This is a genomic window from Salmonella sp. NW884, assembly GCF_051700745.1.
Lineage (GTDB): Bacteria > Pseudomonadota > Gammaproteobacteria > Enterobacterales > Enterobacteriaceae > Salmonella > Salmonella enterica.
Window position 1 is genome coordinate 505,624 of the sequence record NZ_JAMMDE010000002.1, and the last position, 16,301, is coordinate 521,924.

Sequence of the window (16,301 nt, forward strand, 5' to 3'; positions counted from 1 at the left end):
AGTTGGCTAATTTAATTAGCGGGTGGCATCAGTTTCATAATGATTGCATCAGGATTTTGCCACCCGCTCCCGGTATTGTTTACATATTAAAATGATTTTTAACTGGTGCTGACAACTATGCTAAATACGCAGGAAGTACTTAAAGAAGGAGAGAAGCGGAAAATCCGCAGCCCGGAAGCATGGTTTATACAGACGTGTTCCGCGCAAAAGCTGCATATGTCATTTTCTGAAAGCCGACACAATGAAAACTGCCTGATTCAGGAAGGCGCGCTGCTTTTTTGCGAGCAGGCCGTTGTCGCACCAGTATCAGGAGACGTGGTTTTTCGACCGTTAAAAATTGAAGTACTCAGCAAATTACTGGCATTTATCGATGGCGCAGGATTAGTGGACACGACATATGCTGAATCCGATAAATGGGTTTTGCTGAGTCCTGAGTTTCGCGCTATTTGGCAAGATCGTAAACGCTGCGAGTACTGGTTTTTGCAGCAAATTATTACGCCTTCTCCTGCCTTCAATAAGGTACTGGCGCTGTTACGAAAAAGCGAGAGTTACTGGTTGGTTGGCTATTTACTCGCTCAGTCAACCAGCGGCAACACGATGAGAATGCTGGGAGAAGACTATGGCGTTTCTTATACCCATTTTCGTCGTTTGTGCAGCAGAGCGTTGGGCGGAAAAGCGAAGAGTGAATTACGAAACTGGCGTATGGCGCAATCGCTGCTGAATAGTGTAGAAGGCCACGAGAACATCACCCAATTAGCCGTTAATCATGGTTACTCATCGCCTTCACATTTTTCTAGTGAGATCAAAGAGCTGATCGGCGTTTCGCCGCGGAAATTATCAAATATTATTCAATTGGCAGACAAATGAAGACACATATTCTTTTGGCCAGAGTGCTGGCATGTGCCGCGCTTGTTCTGGTTGCACCTGGTTATTCTAGTGAAAAAATACCTGTAACGGGAAGTGGGTTTGTTGCGAAAGACGATAGCCTGCGGACATTTTTCGATGCCATGGCGCTACAGCTAAAGGAGCCTGTCATTGTTAGCAAAATGGCGGCACGAAAAAAAATTACGGGCAACTTTGAGTTTCACGATCCTAACGCATTACTGGAGAAGCTTTCCCTACAACTGGGGCTGATTTGGTATTTCGATGGGCAGGCTATCTATATTTATGACGCCAGTGAAATGCGCAATGCCGTGGTTTCTTTACGCAACGTCTCACTCAATGAGTTCAACAATTTTCTAAAACGCTCAGGTTTATATAACAAAAATTACCCGCTACGTGGCGATAACCGTAAAGGAACATTCTATGTTTCAGGGCCACCCGTCTATGTTGATATGGTGGTCAACGCCGCCACCATGATGGACAAGCAAAACGATGGTATTGAGCTGGGACGCCAGAAAATAGGGGTGATGCGTCTGAACAATACCTTCGTGGGCGATCGTACCTACAATCTGCGCGATCAGAAAATGGTTATCCCCGGTATTGCCACGGCCATTGAAAGGTTGTTGCAGGGAGAAGAGCAACCTTTAGGTAATATTGTCAGTAGCGAACCCCCAGCGATGCCAGCGTTTTCAGCGAATGGAGAAAAAGGTAAAGCAGCAAATTATGCCGGTGGCATGAGTCTGCAGGAAGCTTTAAAGCAAAATGCCGCGGCGGGCAATATTAAAATCGTGGCCTATCCGGATACCAACAGTTTGTTAGTAAAGGGAACGGCTGAGCAGGTGCATTTTATCGAAATGCTGGTTAAAGCGCTGGATGTCGCCAAACGTCACGTAGAATTATCCCTGTGGATTGTCGATCTTAATAAAAGCGATCTGGAGCGTTTGGGCACTTCATGGAGCGGCAGCATTACTATTGGGGACAAACTTGGCGTGTCATTAAACCAGTCTTCAATAAGTACCCTCGATGGCAGCCGATTCATCGCCGCGGTAAATGCGTTAGAAGAGAAGAAACAGGCGACGGTGGTTTCGCGCCCGGTATTACTGACTCAGGAAAATGTTCCCGCTATTTTTGATAACAACAGAACGTTTTACACCAAGCTGATTGGGGAACGTAATGTGGCGCTTGAGCATGTAACATACGGAACAATGATCCGAGTGCTGCCCCGTTTTTCCGCAGATGGTCAGATAGAAATGTCGCTGGACATTGAAGATGGCAACGATAAGACGCCGCAATCCGATACTACCACCTCCGTAGATGCGTTACCCGAAGTCGGGCGAACGTTAATTAGCACTATTGCGAGAGTTCCGCACGGAAAAAGTTTGCTGGTCGGTGGTTATACACGGGATGCAAATACCGATACTGTCCAAAGTATTCCGTTTTTAGGCAAATTACCGCTTATTGGTAGCCTGTTCCGTTATTCCAGTAAGAATAAAAGTAATGTTGTTCGTGTGTTCATGATTGAACCAAAAGAAATTGTCGACCCGTTAACGCCGGATGCCAGCGAATCGGTAAACAATATTCTGAAGCAAAGCGGTGCCTGGAGTGGGGACGATAAGTTACAGAAATGGGTTCGTGTTTATCTGGATAGAGGTCAGGAGGCAATTAAATGATTCCTGGCTCAACCTCCGGTATTTCATTTTCCAGAATATTGTCCCGGCAGACATCTCATCAGGATGCGACCCAGCATACTGATGCGCAACAGGCGGAAATACAACAGGCCGCAGAGGATTCGTCTCCAGGGGCGGAAGTACAAAAATTTGTCCAGTCGACGGACGAAATGTCAGCGGCGCTGGCGCAATTTCGTAACCGTCGCGATTATGAAAAAAAATCCAGTAATTTATCTAACAGTTTTGAACGCGTGCTGGAGGATGAGGCTTTACCGAAGGCGAAGCAAATATTAAAGCTAATTAGCGTACATGGCGGCGCGTTAGAAGATTTTTTACGTCAGGCGCGTAGCTTATTTCCTGACCCCAGTGATTTAGTCCTTGTGTTACGCGAATTGCTTCGTCGTAAAGACCTGGAAGAGATCGTGCGGAAAAAGCTGGAGTCGTTACTTAAGCACGTTGAAGAGCAAACCGATCCGAAGACCCTCAAGGCAGGGATTAATTGTGCGTTGAAGGCCCGGCTTTTTGGGAAAACATTATCGTTAAAACCAGGCTTATTGCGCGCCAGCTATCGGCAATTTATCCAGAGTGAGTCACATGAAGTGGAGATTTACTCTGACTGGATAGCCAGTTATGGCTATCAACGTCGACTGGTGGTACTGGATTTTATCGAGGGTTCGCTATTAACCGATATTGACGCGAATGACGCCAGCTGTTCGCGTCTGGAGTTTGGCCAGCTTTTACGACGCCTGACGCAACTTAAAATGTTGCGCTCCGCTGACCTGCTGTTTGTGAGTACATTGTTGTCGTATTCGTTTACCAAAGCGTTTAATGCGGAGGAGTCGTCGTGGTTACTACTGATGCTTTCGCTATTGCAACAGCCACATGAAGTAGATTCGCTGTTAGCCGATATTATAGGCTTGAATGCGTTATTGCTTAGTCATAAAGAACATGCATCCTTTTTGCAGATATTTTATCAAGTATGTAAAGCCATACCCTCTTCACTCTTTTATGAAGAATATTGGCAGGAAGAATTGTTAATGGCGTTACGTAGTATGACCGATATTGCCTACAAGCATGAAATGGCAGAACAGCGTCGTACTATTGAAAAGCTGTCTTAATTTAATATTAACAGGATACCTATAGTGCTGCTTTCTCTACTTAACAGTGCTCGTTTACGACCTGAATTACTGATTCTGGTACTAATGGTGATGATCATTTCTATGTTCGTCATTCCATTACCTACCTATCTGGTTGATTTCCTGATCGCACTGAATATCGTACTGGCGATATTGGTGTTTATGGGGTCGTTCTACATTGACAGAATCCTCAGTTTTTCAACGTTTCCTGCGGTACTGTTAATTACCACGCTCTTTCGTCTGGCATTATCAATCAGTACCAGTCGTCTTATCTTGATTGAAGCCGATGCCGGTGAAATTATCGCCACGTTCGGGCAATTCGTTATTGGCGATAGCCTGGCGGTGGGTTTTGTTGTCTTCTCTATTGTCACCGTGGTCCAGTTTATCGTTATTACCAAAGGTTCAGAACGCGTCGCGGAAGTCGCGGCCCGATTTTCTCTGGATGGTATGCCCGGTAAACAGATGAGTATTGATGCCGATTTGAAGGCCGGTATTATTGATGCGGATGCCGCGCGCGAACGGCGAAGCGTACTGGAAAGGGAAAGCCAGCTTTACGGTTCCTTTGACGGTGCGATGAAGTTTATCAAAGGTGACGCTATTGCCGGCATCATTATCATCTTTGTGAACTTTATTGGCGGTATTTCGGTGGGGATGACCCGCCATGGTATGGATTTGTCCTCCGCTCTGTCTACTTATACCATGCTGACCATTGGTGATGGTCTTGTCGCCCAGATTCCCGCATTGTTGATTGCGATTAGTGCCGGTTTTATCGTGACTCGCGTAAATGGCGATAGCGATAACATGGGGCGGAATATCATGACGCAGCTGTTGAACAACCCATTTGTATTGGTTGTTACGGCTATTTTGACCATTTCAATGGGAACTCTGCCGGGATTCCCGCTGCCGGTTTTTGTTATTTTATCGGTGGTTTTAAGCGTACTCTTCTATTTTAAATTCCGTGAAGCAAAACGTAGCGCCGCCAAACCTAAAACCAGCAAAGGCGAGCAGCCGCTCAGTATTGAGGAAAAAGAAGGGTCGTCGTTAGGACTGATTGGCGATCTCGATAAAGTCTCTACAGAGACTGTACCGTTGATATTACTTGTGCCGAAGAGCCGGCGTGAAGATCTGGAAAAAGCTCAACTTGCGGAGCGTCTACGTAGTCAGTTCTTTATTGATTATGGCGTGCGCCTGCCGGAAGTATTGTTACGCGATGGCGAGGGCCTGGACGATAACAGCATCGTATTGTTGATTAATGAGATCCGTGTTGAACAATTTACGGTCTATTTTGATTTGATGCGAGTGATAAATTATTCCGATGAAGTTGTGTCCTTTGGCATTAATCCAACAATCCATCAGCAAGGTAGCAGCCAGTATTTCTGGGTAACGCATGAAGAGGGGGAGAAACTCCGGGAGCTTGGCTATGTGTTGCGGAACGCGCTTGATGAGCTTTACCACTGTCTGGCGGTGACGCTGGCGCGCAACGTCAATGAATATTTCGGTATTCAGGAAACAAAACATATGCTGGACCAACTGGAAGCGAAATTTCCTGATTTACTTAAAGAAGTGCTCAGACATGCCACGGTACAACGTATATCTGAAGTTTTGCAGCGTTTGTTAAGCGAACGTGTTTCCGTGCGTAATATGAAATTAATTATGGAAGCGCTCGCATTGTGGGCGCCAAGAGAAAAAGATGTCATTAACCTTGTGGAGCATATTCGTGGAGCAATGGCGCGTTATATTTGTCATAAATTTGCCAATGGCGGCGAATTACGAGCAGTAATGGTATCTGCTGAAGTTGAGGATGTTATTCGCAAAGGGATCCGTCAGACCTCTGGCAGTACCTTCCTCAGCCTCGACCCGGAAGCCTCCGCTAATTTGATGGATCTCATTACACTTAAGTTGGATGATTTATTGATTGCACATAAAGATCTTGTCCTCCTTACGTCTGTCGATGTCCGTCGATTTATTAAGAAAATGATTGAAGGTCGTTTTCCGGATCTGGAGGTTTTATCTTTCGGTGAGATAGCAGATAGCAAGTCAGTGAATGTTATAAAAACAATATAAGGGCTTAATTAAGGAAAAGATCTATGCAACATTTGGATATCGCTGAATTAGTTCGTTCCGCACTGGAAGTAAGTGGTTGCGATCCTTCATTAATTGGAGGAATAGATAGCCATTCAACAATTGTTCTGGATTTATTTGCATTGCCAAGTATCTGTATCAGCGTCAAGGACGATGATGTATGGATCTGGGCGCAATTGGGGGCTGACAGCATGGTGGTATTACAACAGCGGGCTTATGAAATCTTAATGACCATCATGGAAGGATGCCATTTTGCCCGCGGCGGGCAATTACTACTGGGGGAGCAGAATGGGGAGCTAACGCTTAAAGCCTTAGTGCATCCGGATTTTTTATCTGACGGTGAAAAGTTCTCTACTGCCTTGAATGGGTTTTACAACTATCTGGAAGTTTTTAGTCGGTCGCTAATGAGATGAAAACACCTCGTTTACTGCAATATCTGGCCTACCCACAAAAAATAACCGGCCCAATTATTGAGGCGGAATTGCGCGATGTGGCCATTGGCGAACTGTGTGAAATACGCCGTGGCTGGCACCAAAAACAGGTTGTTGCACGTGCGCAGGTGGTTGGCTTACAGCGGGAACGCACTGTGCTGAGCCTTATCGGCAACGCCCAGGGGCTGAGCCGCGATGTCGTGCTTTATCCCACTGGACGTGCGTTATCGGCGTGGGTGGGATACTCGGTATTAGGCGCGGTGTTGGATCCGACGGGGAAAATCGTTGAGCGTTTTACCCCTGAAGTGGCGCCGATTAGCGAAGAACGCGTTATTGATGTCGCACCGCCGTCTTACGCTTCGCGCGTTGGCGTCCGTGAACCGCTGATTACCGGTGTGCGCGCGATTGACGGGTTATTGACCTGTGGCGTAGGCCAGCGAATGGGCATTTTTGCCTCCGCAGGATGCGGTAAGACCATGCTGATGCATATGCTGATCGAGCAAACGGAGGCGGATGTCTTTGTTATCGGTCTTATCGGTGAACGAGGCCGCGAGGTCACTGAATTCGTGGATATGTTGCGCGCTTCGCATAAGAAAGAAAAATGCGTGCTGGTTTTTGCCACTTCCGATTTCCCCTCGGTCGATCGCTGCAATGCGGCGCAACTGGCGACAACCGTAGCGGAATATTTTCGCGACCAGGGAAAACGGGTCGTGCTTTTTATCGATTCCATGACCCGTTATGCGCGTGCTTTGCGAGATGTGGCACTGGCGTCGGGAGAGCGTCCGGCCCGTCGAGGTTATCCCGCCTCCGTATTCGATAATTTGCCCCGCTTGCTGGAACGCCCCGGGGCGACCAGCGAGGGAAGCATTACTGCCTTTTATACGGTACTGCTGGAGAGCGAGGAAGAGGCGGACCCGATGGCGGATGAAATTCGCTCTATCCTTGACGGTCACCTGTATCTGAGCAGAAAGCTGGCCGGGCAGGGACATTATCCGGCAATCGATGTACTGAAAAGCGTAAGCCGCGTTTTTGGACAAGTCACGACGCCGACACATGCTGAACAGGCATCTGCCGTGCGTAAATTAATGACGCGTCTGGAAGAGCTCCAGCTTTTCATTGATTTGGGAGAATATCGTCCTGGCGAAAATATCGATAACGATCGGGCGATGCAGATGCGGGATAGCCTGAAAGCCTGGTTATGCCAGCCGGTAGCGCAATATTCATCCTTTGATGACACGTTGAGCGGTATGAATGCATTCGCTGACCAGAATTAAAGTATTGCAGCGGCGCTGTACGGTATTTCATTCACAGTGTGAGTCGATATTACTTCGCTATCAGGATGAGGACCGCGGGCTGCAGGCCGAGGAGGAGGCGATCCTTGAACAAATAGCGGGTCTGAAATTGTTATTAGATACGCTGCGTGCAGAAAACAGACAGCTCAGTCGTGAGGAAATTTATACGTTATTACGTAAGCAGTCTATTGTTCGCCGGCAGATAAAAGATTTAGAACTCCAGATTATACAAATTCAGGAAAAACGGAGCGAGCTGGAAAAGAAAAGGGAAGAGTTTCAGAAAAAAAGTAAATATTGGTTGCGCAAAGAAGGGAACTATCAACGCTGGATAATCCGTCAGAAAAGACACTATATCCAGCGAGAGATACAGCAGGAAGAGGCCGAGTCAGAGGAGATAATTTAATGGGCGATGTGTCAGCTGTCAGTTCATCCGGGAACATTTTACTGCCGCAGCAGGATGAGGTTGGCGGTTTATCAGAAGCATTAAAAAAAGCGGTGGAAAAACATAAGACAGAATATTCCGGTGATAAAAAAGATCGCGACTATGGCGATGCTTTCGTAATGCATAAAGAAACGGCTTTACCGGTATTACTGGCGGCATGGCGACATGGCGCGCCAGCGAAATCAGAACATCACAATGGCAACGTTTCTGGTCTGCATCATAACGGAAAAGGCGAACTCAGGATTGCTGAAAAACTGTTGAAAGTCACTGCTGAAAAATCTGTCGGTTTGATTTCTGCGGAGGCCAAAGTAGATAAATCCGCAGCGTTGCTATCGCCTAAAAATAGGCCGTTAGAAAGCGTAAGCGGTAAAAAATTATCTGCTGATTTAAAAGCTGTGGAATCCGTTAGTGAAGTAACCGATAACGCCACGGGAATCTCTGACGATAATATCAAGGCATTGCCTGGGGATAATAAAGCCATCGCGGGCGAAGGCGTTCGTAAAGAGGGCGCGCCGCTGGCGCGGGATGTCGCACCTGCCCGAATGGCCACAGCCAATACCGGTAAGCCTGAAGATAAAGATCATAAAAAGGTTAAAGATGTTTCTCAGCTTCCGCTGCAACCAACCACTATCGCCGATCTTAGCCAATTAACCGGCGGCGATGAAAAAATGCCTTTAGCGGCGCAATCAAAGCCGATGATGACTATTTTTCCCACTGCCGATGGCGTGAAAGGAGAGGATAGCTCGCTGACTTACCGTTTTCAGCGCTGGGGAAATGACTATTCCGTCAATATTCAGGCGCGGCAAGCAGGGGAGTTTTCGTTAATACCGTCAAATACGCAGGTTGAACATCGTTTGCATGATCAATGGCAAAACGGTAATCCCCAGCGCTGGCACCTGACGCGAGACGATCAACAAAATCCGCAGCAGCAACAGCACAGACAGCAATCTGGCGAGGAGGATGACGCCTGATGTCATTGCGTGTGAGACAGATTGATCGTCGCGAATGGCTATTGGCGCAAACCGCGACAGAATGCCAGCGCCATGGCCGGGAAGCGACGCTGGAATATCCGACGCGACAGGGAATGTGGGTTCGGTTGAGCGATGCAGAAAAACGGTGGTCGGCCTGGATTAAACCTGGGGACTGGCTTGAGCATGTCTCTCCCGCTCTGGCGGGGGCGGCGGTTTCTGCTGGCGCTGAGCACCTGGTCGTTCCCTGGCTTGCTGCAACAGAGCGACCGTTTGAGTTGCCCGTGCCGCATTTGTCCTGTCGGCGTTTATGCGTAGAGAACCCCGTACCGGGAAGCGCGCTGCCGGAAGGGAAATTGTTGCACATTATGAGCGATCGGGGCGGCCTGTGGTTTGAGCATCTTCCTGAACTGCCTGCAGTCGGGGGCGGCAGGCCGAAAATGCTGCGTTGGCCGTTGCGCTTTGTAATCGGTAGCAGTGATACGCAGCGTTCGTTGCTGGGCCGAATCGGGATCGGAGATGTACTCCTGATTCGTACTTCCCGTGCGGAAGTTTATTGCTACGCGAAAAAGTTAGGTCATTTCAACCGTGTTGAAGGGGGAATTATTGTGGAAACGTTAGATATTCAACATATCGAAGAAGAAAATAATACAACTGAAACTGCAGAAACTCTGCCTGGCTTGAATCAATTGCCCGTCAAACTGGAATTTGTTTTGTATCGTAAGAACGTTACCCTCGCCGAACTCGAAGCCATGGGGCAGCAACAGCTATTATCACTGCCGACCAATGCTGAACTTAACGTTGAAATTATGGCGAATGGTGTTTTGCTGGGTAATGGCGAACTGGTACAGATGAATGACACCTTAGGCGTTGAGATCCATGAATGGCTGAGCGAGTCTGGTAATGGGGAATGATATCTCATTAATTGCCTTACTGGCATTTTCCACCCTGTTGCCATTTATTATTGCGTCAGGAACCTGTTTCGTTAAATTTTCTATTGTATTTGTCATGGTGCGTAACGCCCTGGGATTGCAGCAGATACCTTCAAATATGACGCTGAACGGCGTCGCATTGCTGCTTTCTATGTTTGTTATGTGGCCCATAATGCATGATGCCTACGTCTATTTTGAGGACGAAGATGTCACCTTTAATGATATTTCATCATTAAGTAAACACGTTGATGAAGGTCTGGATGGTTATCGCGATTATCTGATCAAATATTCAGATCGCGAGTTAGTTCAGTTTTTTGAAAACGCGCAACTGAAGCGTCAGTATGGAGAAGAGACCGAGACGGTAAAGCGTGACAAAGATGAAATTGAAAAACCTTCAATATTTGCGTTATTACCTGCTTATGCGCTGAGCGAAATAAAAAGCGCGTTTAAAATTGGTTTTTATCTTTATTTGCCCTTTGTCGTCGTCGACCTGGTGGTATCCAGCGTGCTACTGGCGCTGGGGATGATGATGATGAGTCCGGTGACGATATCTACACCTATTAAGCTGGTGCTTTTTGTCGCGCTTGATGGCTGGACCTTACTGTCTAAAGGATTGATATTACAGTATATGGACATTGCAACATGACATCATTACGAGACGGGATAGTTAAATGGATGATTTAGTGTTTGCAGGTAATAAGGCGCTCTATCTTGTTTTGATCCTGTCAGGGTGGCCGACGATTGTCGCAACGATTATCGGCCTCCTGGTAGGGTTATTCCAGACGGTAACGCAATTACAGGAACAGACGCTGCCTTTTGGCATTAAATTACTTGGCGTGTGTTTATGCTTGTTTTTACTGTCTGGCTGGTATGGCGAAGTTTTACTCTCTTACGGGCGTCAGGTGATATTCCTGGCGTTGGCTAAGGGGTAAAAAATGTTTTACGCGTTGTACTTTGAAATTCATCACCTGGTTGCGTCTGCGGCGCTAGGGTTTGCTCGCGTGGCGCCGATTTTTTTCTTCCTGCCGTTTTTGAATAGCGGGGTATTAAGCGGCGCGCCGAGAAACGCCATTATCATCCTGGTGGCATTGGGAGTATGGCCGCATGCATTGAACGAGGCGCCGCCGTTTTTATCGGTGGCGATGATCCCGTTAGTTCTGCAAGAAGCGGCGGTAGGCGTCATGCTGGGCTGTCTGCTGTCATGGCCTTTTTGGGTTATGCATGCGCTGGGTTGTATTATCGATAACCAGCGAGGGGCAACGCTAAGTAGCAGTATCGATCCGGCAAACGGTATTGATACCTCGGAAATGGCTAATTTCCTGAATATGTTTGCCGCTGTCGTTTATTTACAAAACGGCGGTCTGGTCACGATGGTTGACGTGTTAAATAAAAGCTATCAGCTATGCGATCCGATGAACGAGTGCACGCCTTCATTACCGCCGCTATTAACGTTTATTAATCAGGTGGCTCAAAACGCCTTGGTTCTGGCCAGTCCGGTGGTATTAGTGCTGTTGCTGTCAGAAGTATTCCTGGGTTTATTGTCGCGCTTTGCTCCGCAAATGAACGCTTTTGCGATTTCACTGACGGTAAAAAGCGGCATTGCCGTTTTAATTATGCTGCTTTATTTCTCTCCGGTACTACCGGACAATGTACTGCGACTCTCTTTCCAGGCCACAGGATTAAGCAGTTGGTTTTACGAGCGAGGGGCGACGCATGTCCTCGAATAAAACAGAAAAACCGACTAAAAAACGGCTGGAAGACTCCGCTAAAAAAGGCCAGTCATTTAAAAGTAAAGATCTCATTATCGCCTGCCTGACGCTGGGAGGAATTGCCTATCTGGTGTCGTATGGCTCATTTAATGAGTTTATGGGGATAATTAAGATCATTATTGCGGATAATTTTGATCAGAGCATGGCTGACTACAGTTTGGCCGTTTTTGGGATAGGGTTAAAATATCTGATTCCATTTATGCTGCTCTGCTTAGTGTGTTCCGCATTACCGGCGTTATTACAGGCCGGTTTTGTGCTGGCGACAGAAGCATTAAAACCTAATTTATCGGCGTTAAACCCGGTAGAAGGGGCGAAAAAACTTTTTAGTATGCGCACGGTTAAAGATACGGTCAAAACCCTACTGTATCTCTCATCCTTTGTGGTGGCCGCCATCATTTGCTGGAAGAAATATAAGGTTGAAATCTTTTCTCAGTTAAATGGCAATATTGTGGATATTGCCGTCATTTGGCGTGAACTTCTCCTCGCGCTGGTATTAACTTGCCTTGCTTGCGCATTGATTGTCTTATTATTGGATGCTATTGCGGAATATTTCCTGACCATGAAAGACATGAAAATGGATAAGGAAGAAGTGAAGCGTGAAATGAAGGAGCAGGAAGGGAACCCAGAGGTTAAATCTAAAAGACGTGAAGTTCATATGGAAATTCTGTCTGAACAGGTGAAATCCGATATTGAAAACTCACGCCTGATTGTTGCCAACCCCACGCATATTACGATCGGGATTTATTTTAAACCCGAATTGATGCCGATTCCGATGATCTCGGTGTATGAAACGAATCAGCGCGCGCTGGCCGTCCGCGCCTATGCGGAGAAGGTTGGCGTACCTGTGATCGTCGATATCAAACTGGCGCGCAGTCTTTTCAAAACCCATCGCCGTTATGATCTGGTGAGTCTGGAAGAAATTGATGAAGTTTTACGTCTTCTGGTTTGGCTGGAAGAGGTAGAAAACGCGGGCAAAGACGTTATTCAGCCACAAGAAAACGAGGTACGGCATTGAGCCGCGTAAAGCAGTAGCGATGTATTCATTGGGCGTTTTTTGAATGTTCACTAACCACCGTCGGGGTTTAATAACTGCATCAGATAAACGCAGTCGTTAAGTTCTACAAAGTCGGTGACAGATAACAGGAGTAAGTAATGGATTATCAAAATAATGTCAGCGAAGAACGTGTTGCGGAAATGATTTGGGATGCCGTTAGTGAAGGCGCCACGCTAAAAGACGTTCACGGGATCCCTCAAGATATGATGGACGGTTTATATGCTCATGCTTATGAGTTTTATAACCAGGGACGACTGGATGAAGCTGAGACATTCTTTCGTTTCTTATGCATTTATGATTTTTACAATCCCGATTACACCATGGGACTGGCGGCGGTATGCCAACTGAAAAAACAATTTCAGAAAGCATGTGACCTTTATGCAGTAGCGTTTACGTTACTTAAAAATGATTATCGCCCCGTTTTTTTTACCGGGCAATGTCAATTATTAATGCGTAAGGCGGCAAAAGCCAGACAGTGTTTTGAACTTGTCAATGAACGTACTGAAGATGAGTCTCTGCGGGCAAAAGCGTTGGTCTATCTGGAGGCGCTAAAAACGGCGGAGACAGAGCAGCACAGTGAACAAGAAAAGGAATAATTATGGTAAATGACGCAAGTAGCATTAGCCGTAGCGGATATACCCAAAATCCGCGCCTCGCTGAGGCGGCTTTTGAAGGCGTTCGTAAGAACACGGACTTTTTAAAAGCGGCGGATAAAGCTTTTAAAGATGTGGTGGCAACGAAAGCGGGCGACCTTAAAGCCGGAACAAAGTCCGGCGAGAGCGCTATTAATACGGTGGGTCTAAAGCCGCCTACGGACGCCGCCCGGGAAAAACTCTCCAGCGAAGGGCAATTGACATTACTGCTTGGCAAGTTAATGACACTACTGGGCGATGTTTCGCTGTCTCAACTGGAGTCTCGTCTGGCGGTATGGCAGGCGATGATTGAGTCACAAAAAGAGATGGGGATTCAGGTATCGAAAGAATTCCAGACGGCTCTGGGAGAGGCTCAGGAGGCGACGGATCTCTATGAAGCCAGCATCAAAAAGACGGATACCGCCAAGAGTGTTTATGACGCTGCGGCCAAAAAACTGACGCAGGCGCAAAATAAATTGCAATCGCTGGACCCGGCTGACCCCGGCTATGCACAAGCTGAAGCCGCGGTAGAACAGGCCGGAAAAGAAGCGACAGAGGCGAAAGAGGCATTAGATAAGGCCACGGATGCGACGGTTAAAGCAGGCACAGACGCCAAAGCGAAAGCCGAGAAAGCGGATAACATTCTGACCAAATTCCAGGGAACGGCTAATGCCGCCTCTCAGAATCAGGTTTCCCAGGGTGAGCAGGATAATCTGTCAAATGTCGCCCGCCTCACTATGCTCATGGCCATGTTTATTGAGATTGTGGGCAAAAATACGGAAGAAAGCCTGCAAAACGATCTTGCGCTTTTCAACGCCTTGCAGGAAGGGCGTCAGGCAGAGATGGAAAAGAAATCGGCTGAATTCCAGGAAGAGACGCGCAAAGCCGAGGAAACGAACCGCATTATGGGATGTATCGGGAAAGTCCTCGGCGCGCTGCTAACCATTGTCAGCGTTGTGGCCGCTGTTTTTACCGGTGGGGCGAGTCTGGCGCTGGCTGCGGTGGGACTTGCGGTAATGGTTGCCGATGAAATTGTGAAGGCGGCGACGGGGGTGTCGTTTATTCAGCAGGCGCTAAACCCGATTATGGAGCATGTGCTGAAGCCGTTAATGGAGCTGATTGGCAAGGCGATTACCAAAGCGCTGGAAGGATTAGGCGTCGATAAGAAAACGGCAGAGATGGCAGGCAGCATTGTTGGTGCGATTGTTGCCGCTATTGCGATGGTAGCGGTCATTGTGGTGGTCGCAGTTGTCGGGAAAGGCGCGGCGGCGAAACTAGGTAACGCGCTGAGCAAAATGATGGGCGAAACGATTAAGAAGTTGGTGCCTAACGTGCTGAAACAGTTGGCGCAAAACGGCAGCAAACTCTTTACCCAGGGGATGCAACGTATTACTAGCGGCCTGGGTAATGTGGGTAGCAAGATGGGCCTGCAAACGAATGCCTTAAGTAAAGAGCTGGTAGGTAATACCCTAAATAAAGTGGCGTTGGGCATGGAAGTCACGAATACCGCAGCCCAGTCAGCCGGTGGTGTTGCCGAGGGCGTATTTATTAAAAATGCCAGCGAGGCGCTTGCTGATTTTATGCTCGCCCGTTTTGCCATGGATCAGATTCAGCAGTGGCTTAAACAATCCGTAGAAATATTTGGTGAAAACCAGAAGGTAACGGCGGAACTGCAAAAAGCCATGTCTTCTGCGGTACAGCAAAATGCGGATGCTTCGCGTTTTATTCTGCGCCAGAGTCGCGCATAAAAACTGCCAAAATAATGGGAGAAAAATATGTTAATTAATAATGTGGGAATAAATCCCGCCGCTTATTTAAATAATCATTCTGTTGAGAATAGTTCACAGACAGCTTCGCAATCCGTTAGCGCTAAAGATATTCTGAATAGTATTGGTATTAGCAGCAGTAAAGTCAGTGACCTGGGGTTGAGTCCTACACTGAGCGCGCCTGCGCCTGGGGTATTAACGCAAACCCCCGGAACGATCACGTCCTTTTTAAAAGCCAGTATTCAAAATACCGACATGAATCAGGATTTGAATGCCCTGGCAAATAATGTCACGACTAAAGCGAATGAGGTTGTGCAAACCCAGTTACGCGAGCAGCAGGCAGAAGTCGGAAAGTTTTTTGATATTAGCGGGATGTCTTCCAGTGCCGTTGCGCTGTTGGCTGCCGCGAATACGTTAATGCTGACGTTGAACCAGGCTGATAGCAAACTGTCTGGTAAGTTGTCATTAGTCAGTTTTGATGCAGCTAAAACGACGGCAAGCTCCATGATGCGCGAAGGGATGAATGCGCTGTCCGGTAGTATTTCCCAGAGCGCGCTTCAGTTGGGGATCACTGGCGTGGGCGCAAAACTGGAATATAAGGGGCTGCAGAATGAAAGAGGCGCGCTTAAACATAATGCCGCGAAGATCGATAAACTGACCACTGAAAGCCACAGTATTAAAAACGTGCTGAACGGGCAGAATAGCGTCAAACTCGGTGCTGAAGGCGTCGATTCTCTGAAATCGTTAAATATGAAGAAAACCGGTACCGATGCGACGAAAAATCTTAATGATGCGACGCTTAAATCTAATGCCGGAACCAGCGCCACGGAAAGTCTGGGTATTAAAGACAGCAATAAACAAATCTCCCCTGAACATCAGGCTATTCTGTCGAAACGTCTTGAGTCTGTCGAATCCGATATTCGTCTTGAGCAGAATACTATGGATATGACCCGAATTGATGCGCGCAAGATGCAGATGACGGGCGATCTGATTATGAAAAACTCAGTTACGGTCGGTGGTATTGCAGGGGCGTCCGGGCAGTACGCCGCTACTCAGGAACGTTCCGAGCAGCAAATTAGTCAGGTGAATAACCGGGTTGCCAGCACCGCATCGGACGAAGCCCGTGAAAGTTCACGTAAATCGACCAGCCTGATTCAGGAAATGCTGAAAACAATGGAGAGCATTAACCAGTCGAAAGCATCCGCACTCGCTGCTATCGCAGGCAATATTCGCGCTTAATCTGACAGG

The 16,301-nt window shown here is 47.5% G+C and carries 16 protein-coding genes; all 16 read left to right on the top strand.

The window, feature by feature from the left end; all coding sequences use genetic code 11:
* Positions 1-216 precede the first annotated feature (216 nt).
* The 16 genes from invF (at position 217) to sipC (ending at position 16,292) form a co-directional block, all read left to right on the top strand.
* The gene (gene invF, locus NA197_RS06920) at positions 217-867 is read left to right on the top strand and encodes a type III secretion system transcriptional activator InvF (protein WP_023166786.1); all 651 of its coding nucleotides are present in this window, start codon (positions 217-219) and stop codon (positions 865-867) included.
* On the top strand, positions 864-2,552 hold the full coding sequence (invG, locus tag NA197_RS06925) for a type III secretion system outer membrane ring protein InvG (protein WP_000848101.1): 1,689 nt from the start codon (positions 864-866) through the stop codon (positions 2,550-2,552). Before invF ends, invG begins: the two co-directional genes overlap by 4 nt.
* Positions 2,549-3,667: a type III secretion system gatekeeper InvE gene (gene invE, locus NA197_RS06930; RefSeq protein ID WP_000612171.1), complete on the top strand. Its 1,119-nt coding sequence runs from the start codon at positions 2,549-2,551 to the stop codon at positions 3,665-3,667. Before invG ends, invE begins: the two co-directional genes overlap by 4 nt.
* A 24-nt stretch (positions 3,668-3,691) precedes the next feature.
* Positions 3,692-5,749, top strand: a complete 2,058-nt coding sequence (gene invA, locus NA197_RS06935; RefSeq protein WP_000927218.1) for a type III secretion system export apparatus protein InvA — start codon at positions 3,692-3,694, stop codon at positions 5,747-5,749.
* Positions 5,750-5,772: 23 nt separating this feature from the next.
* The gene (spaK, locus tag NA197_RS06940; protein ID WP_001164066.1) at positions 5,773-6,180 is read left to right on the top strand and encodes an SPI-1 type III secretion system chaperone SpaK; all 408 of its coding nucleotides are present in this window, start codon (positions 5,773-5,775) and stop codon (positions 6,178-6,180) included.
* Positions 6,177-7,472, top strand: a complete 1,296-nt coding sequence (gene invC / locus NA197_RS06945; RefSeq protein WP_000856766.1) for a SctN family type III secretion system ATPase InvC — start codon at positions 6,177-6,179, stop codon at positions 7,470-7,472. Before spaK ends, invC begins: the two co-directional genes overlap by 4 nt.
* Positions 7,450-7,893, top strand: a complete 444-nt coding sequence (gene spaM / locus NA197_RS06950) for an SPI-1 type III secretion system protein SpaM (RefSeq protein WP_000555884.1) — start codon at positions 7,450-7,452, stop codon at positions 7,891-7,893. Before invC ends, spaM begins: the two co-directional genes overlap by 23 nt.
* Positions 7,893-8,903: an SPI-1 type III secretion system protein SpaN gene (spaN, locus tag NA197_RS06955; protein ID WP_064042857.1), complete on the top strand. Its 1,011-nt coding sequence runs from the start codon at positions 7,893-7,895 to the stop codon at positions 8,901-8,903. The genes spaM and spaN overlap by 1 nt, the downstream gene beginning before the upstream one ends.
* The gene (gene spaO, locus NA197_RS06960; RefSeq protein ID WP_000058734.1) at positions 8,903-9,814 is read left to right on the top strand and encodes an SPI-1 type III secretion system protein SpaO; all 912 of its coding nucleotides are present in this window, start codon (positions 8,903-8,905) and stop codon (positions 9,812-9,814) included. The genes spaN and spaO overlap by 1 nt, the downstream gene beginning before the upstream one ends.
* On the top strand, positions 9,804-10,478 hold the full coding sequence (gene spaP, locus NA197_RS06965; RefSeq protein WP_000526016.1) for an SPI-1 type III secretion system export apparatus protein SpaP: 675 nt from the start codon (positions 9,804-9,806) through the stop codon (positions 10,476-10,478). Before spaO ends, spaP begins: the two co-directional genes overlap by 11 nt.
* A 25-nt stretch (positions 10,479-10,503) precedes the next feature.
* Entirely contained in the window at positions 10,504-10,764 is a 261-nt protein-coding gene (gene spaQ, locus NA197_RS06970; protein WP_000342503.1) for an SPI-1 type III secretion system export apparatus protein SpaQ, read from the top strand.
* Positions 10,765-10,767: 3 nt separating this feature from the next.
* Positions 10,768-11,559 (top strand): SPI-1 type III secretion system export apparatus protein SpaR, encoded by a 792-nt coding sequence (gene spaR, locus NA197_RS06975; RefSeq protein ID WP_000498965.1) that lies wholly within the window; start codon positions 10,768-10,770, stop codon positions 11,557-11,559.
* Positions 11,546-12,616, top strand: a complete 1,071-nt coding sequence (gene spaS, locus NA197_RS06980) for an SPI-1 type III secretion system export apparatus protein SpaS (protein WP_000097717.1) — start codon at positions 11,546-11,548, stop codon at positions 12,614-12,616. The genes spaR and spaS overlap by 14 nt, the downstream gene beginning before the upstream one ends.
* A 137-nt stretch (positions 12,617-12,753) precedes the next feature.
* The gene (gene sicA / locus NA197_RS06985; RefSeq protein WP_000386309.1) at positions 12,754-13,251 is read left to right on the top strand and encodes a SycD/LcrH family type III secretion system chaperone SicA; all 498 of its coding nucleotides are present in this window, start codon (positions 12,754-12,756) and stop codon (positions 13,249-13,251) included.
* A gap of 2 nt (positions 13,252-13,253) precedes the next feature.
* Entirely contained in the window at positions 13,254-15,035 is a 1,782-nt protein-coding gene (gene sipB, locus NA197_RS06990) for an SPI-1 type III secretion system needle tip complex protein SipB (protein ID WP_000245782.1), read from the top strand.
* Between the two features lie 27 nt (positions 15,036-15,062).
* Positions 15,063-16,292: an SPI-1 type III secretion system needle tip complex protein SipC gene (gene sipC, locus NA197_RS06995; protein ID WP_064042856.1), complete on the top strand. Its 1,230-nt coding sequence runs from the start codon at positions 15,063-15,065 to the stop codon at positions 16,290-16,292.
* Positions 16,293-16,301: the final 9 nt, after the last annotated feature.

Excerpts from the sequence above, each read along its gene's own strand:
- invF (WP_023166786.1), top strand. The coding sequence starts at position 217 with ATGTCATTTTCTGAAAGCCGACACAATGAAAACTGCCTGATTCAGGAA.
- invG (WP_000848101.1), top strand. The coding sequence starts at position 864 with ATGAAGACACATATTCTTTTGGCCAGAGTGCTGGCATGTGCCGCGCTT.
- invE (WP_000612171.1), top strand. The coding sequence starts at position 2,549 with ATGATTCCTGGCTCAACCTCCGGTATTTCATTTTCCAGAATATTGTCC.
- spaK (WP_001164066.1), top strand. The coding sequence starts at position 5,773 with ATGCAACATTTGGATATCGCTGAATTAGTTCGTTCCGCACTGGAAGTA.
- invC (WP_000856766.1), top strand. The coding sequence starts at position 6,177 with ATGAAAACACCTCGTTTACTGCAATATCTGGCCTACCCACAAAAAATA.
- spaM (WP_000555884.1), top strand. The coding sequence starts at position 7,450 with ATGCATTCGCTGACCAGAATTAAAGTATTGCAGCGGCGCTGTACGGTA.
- spaN (WP_064042857.1), top strand. The coding sequence starts at position 7,893 with ATGGGCGATGTGTCAGCTGTCAGTTCATCCGGGAACATTTTACTGCCG.
- spaO (WP_000058734.1), top strand. The coding sequence starts at position 8,903 with ATGTCATTGCGTGTGAGACAGATTGATCGTCGCGAATGGCTATTGGCG.
- spaP (WP_000526016.1), top strand. The coding sequence starts at position 9,804 with ATGGGGAATGATATCTCATTAATTGCCTTACTGGCATTTTCCACCCTG.
- spaQ (WP_000342503.1), top strand. The coding sequence starts at position 10,504 with ATGGATGATTTAGTGTTTGCAGGTAATAAGGCGCTCTATCTTGTTTTG.
- spaR (WP_000498965.1), top strand. The coding sequence starts at position 10,768 with ATGTTTTACGCGTTGTACTTTGAAATTCATCACCTGGTTGCGTCTGCG.
- spaS (WP_000097717.1), top strand. The coding sequence starts at position 11,546 with ATGTCCTCGAATAAAACAGAAAAACCGACTAAAAAACGGCTGGAAGAC.
- sicA (WP_000386309.1), top strand. The coding sequence starts at position 12,754 with ATGGATTATCAAAATAATGTCAGCGAAGAACGTGTTGCGGAAATGATT.
- sipB (WP_000245782.1), top strand. The coding sequence starts at position 13,254 with ATGGTAAATGACGCAAGTAGCATTAGCCGTAGCGGATATACCCAAAAT.
- sipC (WP_064042856.1), top strand. The coding sequence starts at position 15,063 with ATGTTAATTAATAATGTGGGAATAAATCCCGCCGCTTATTTAAATAAT.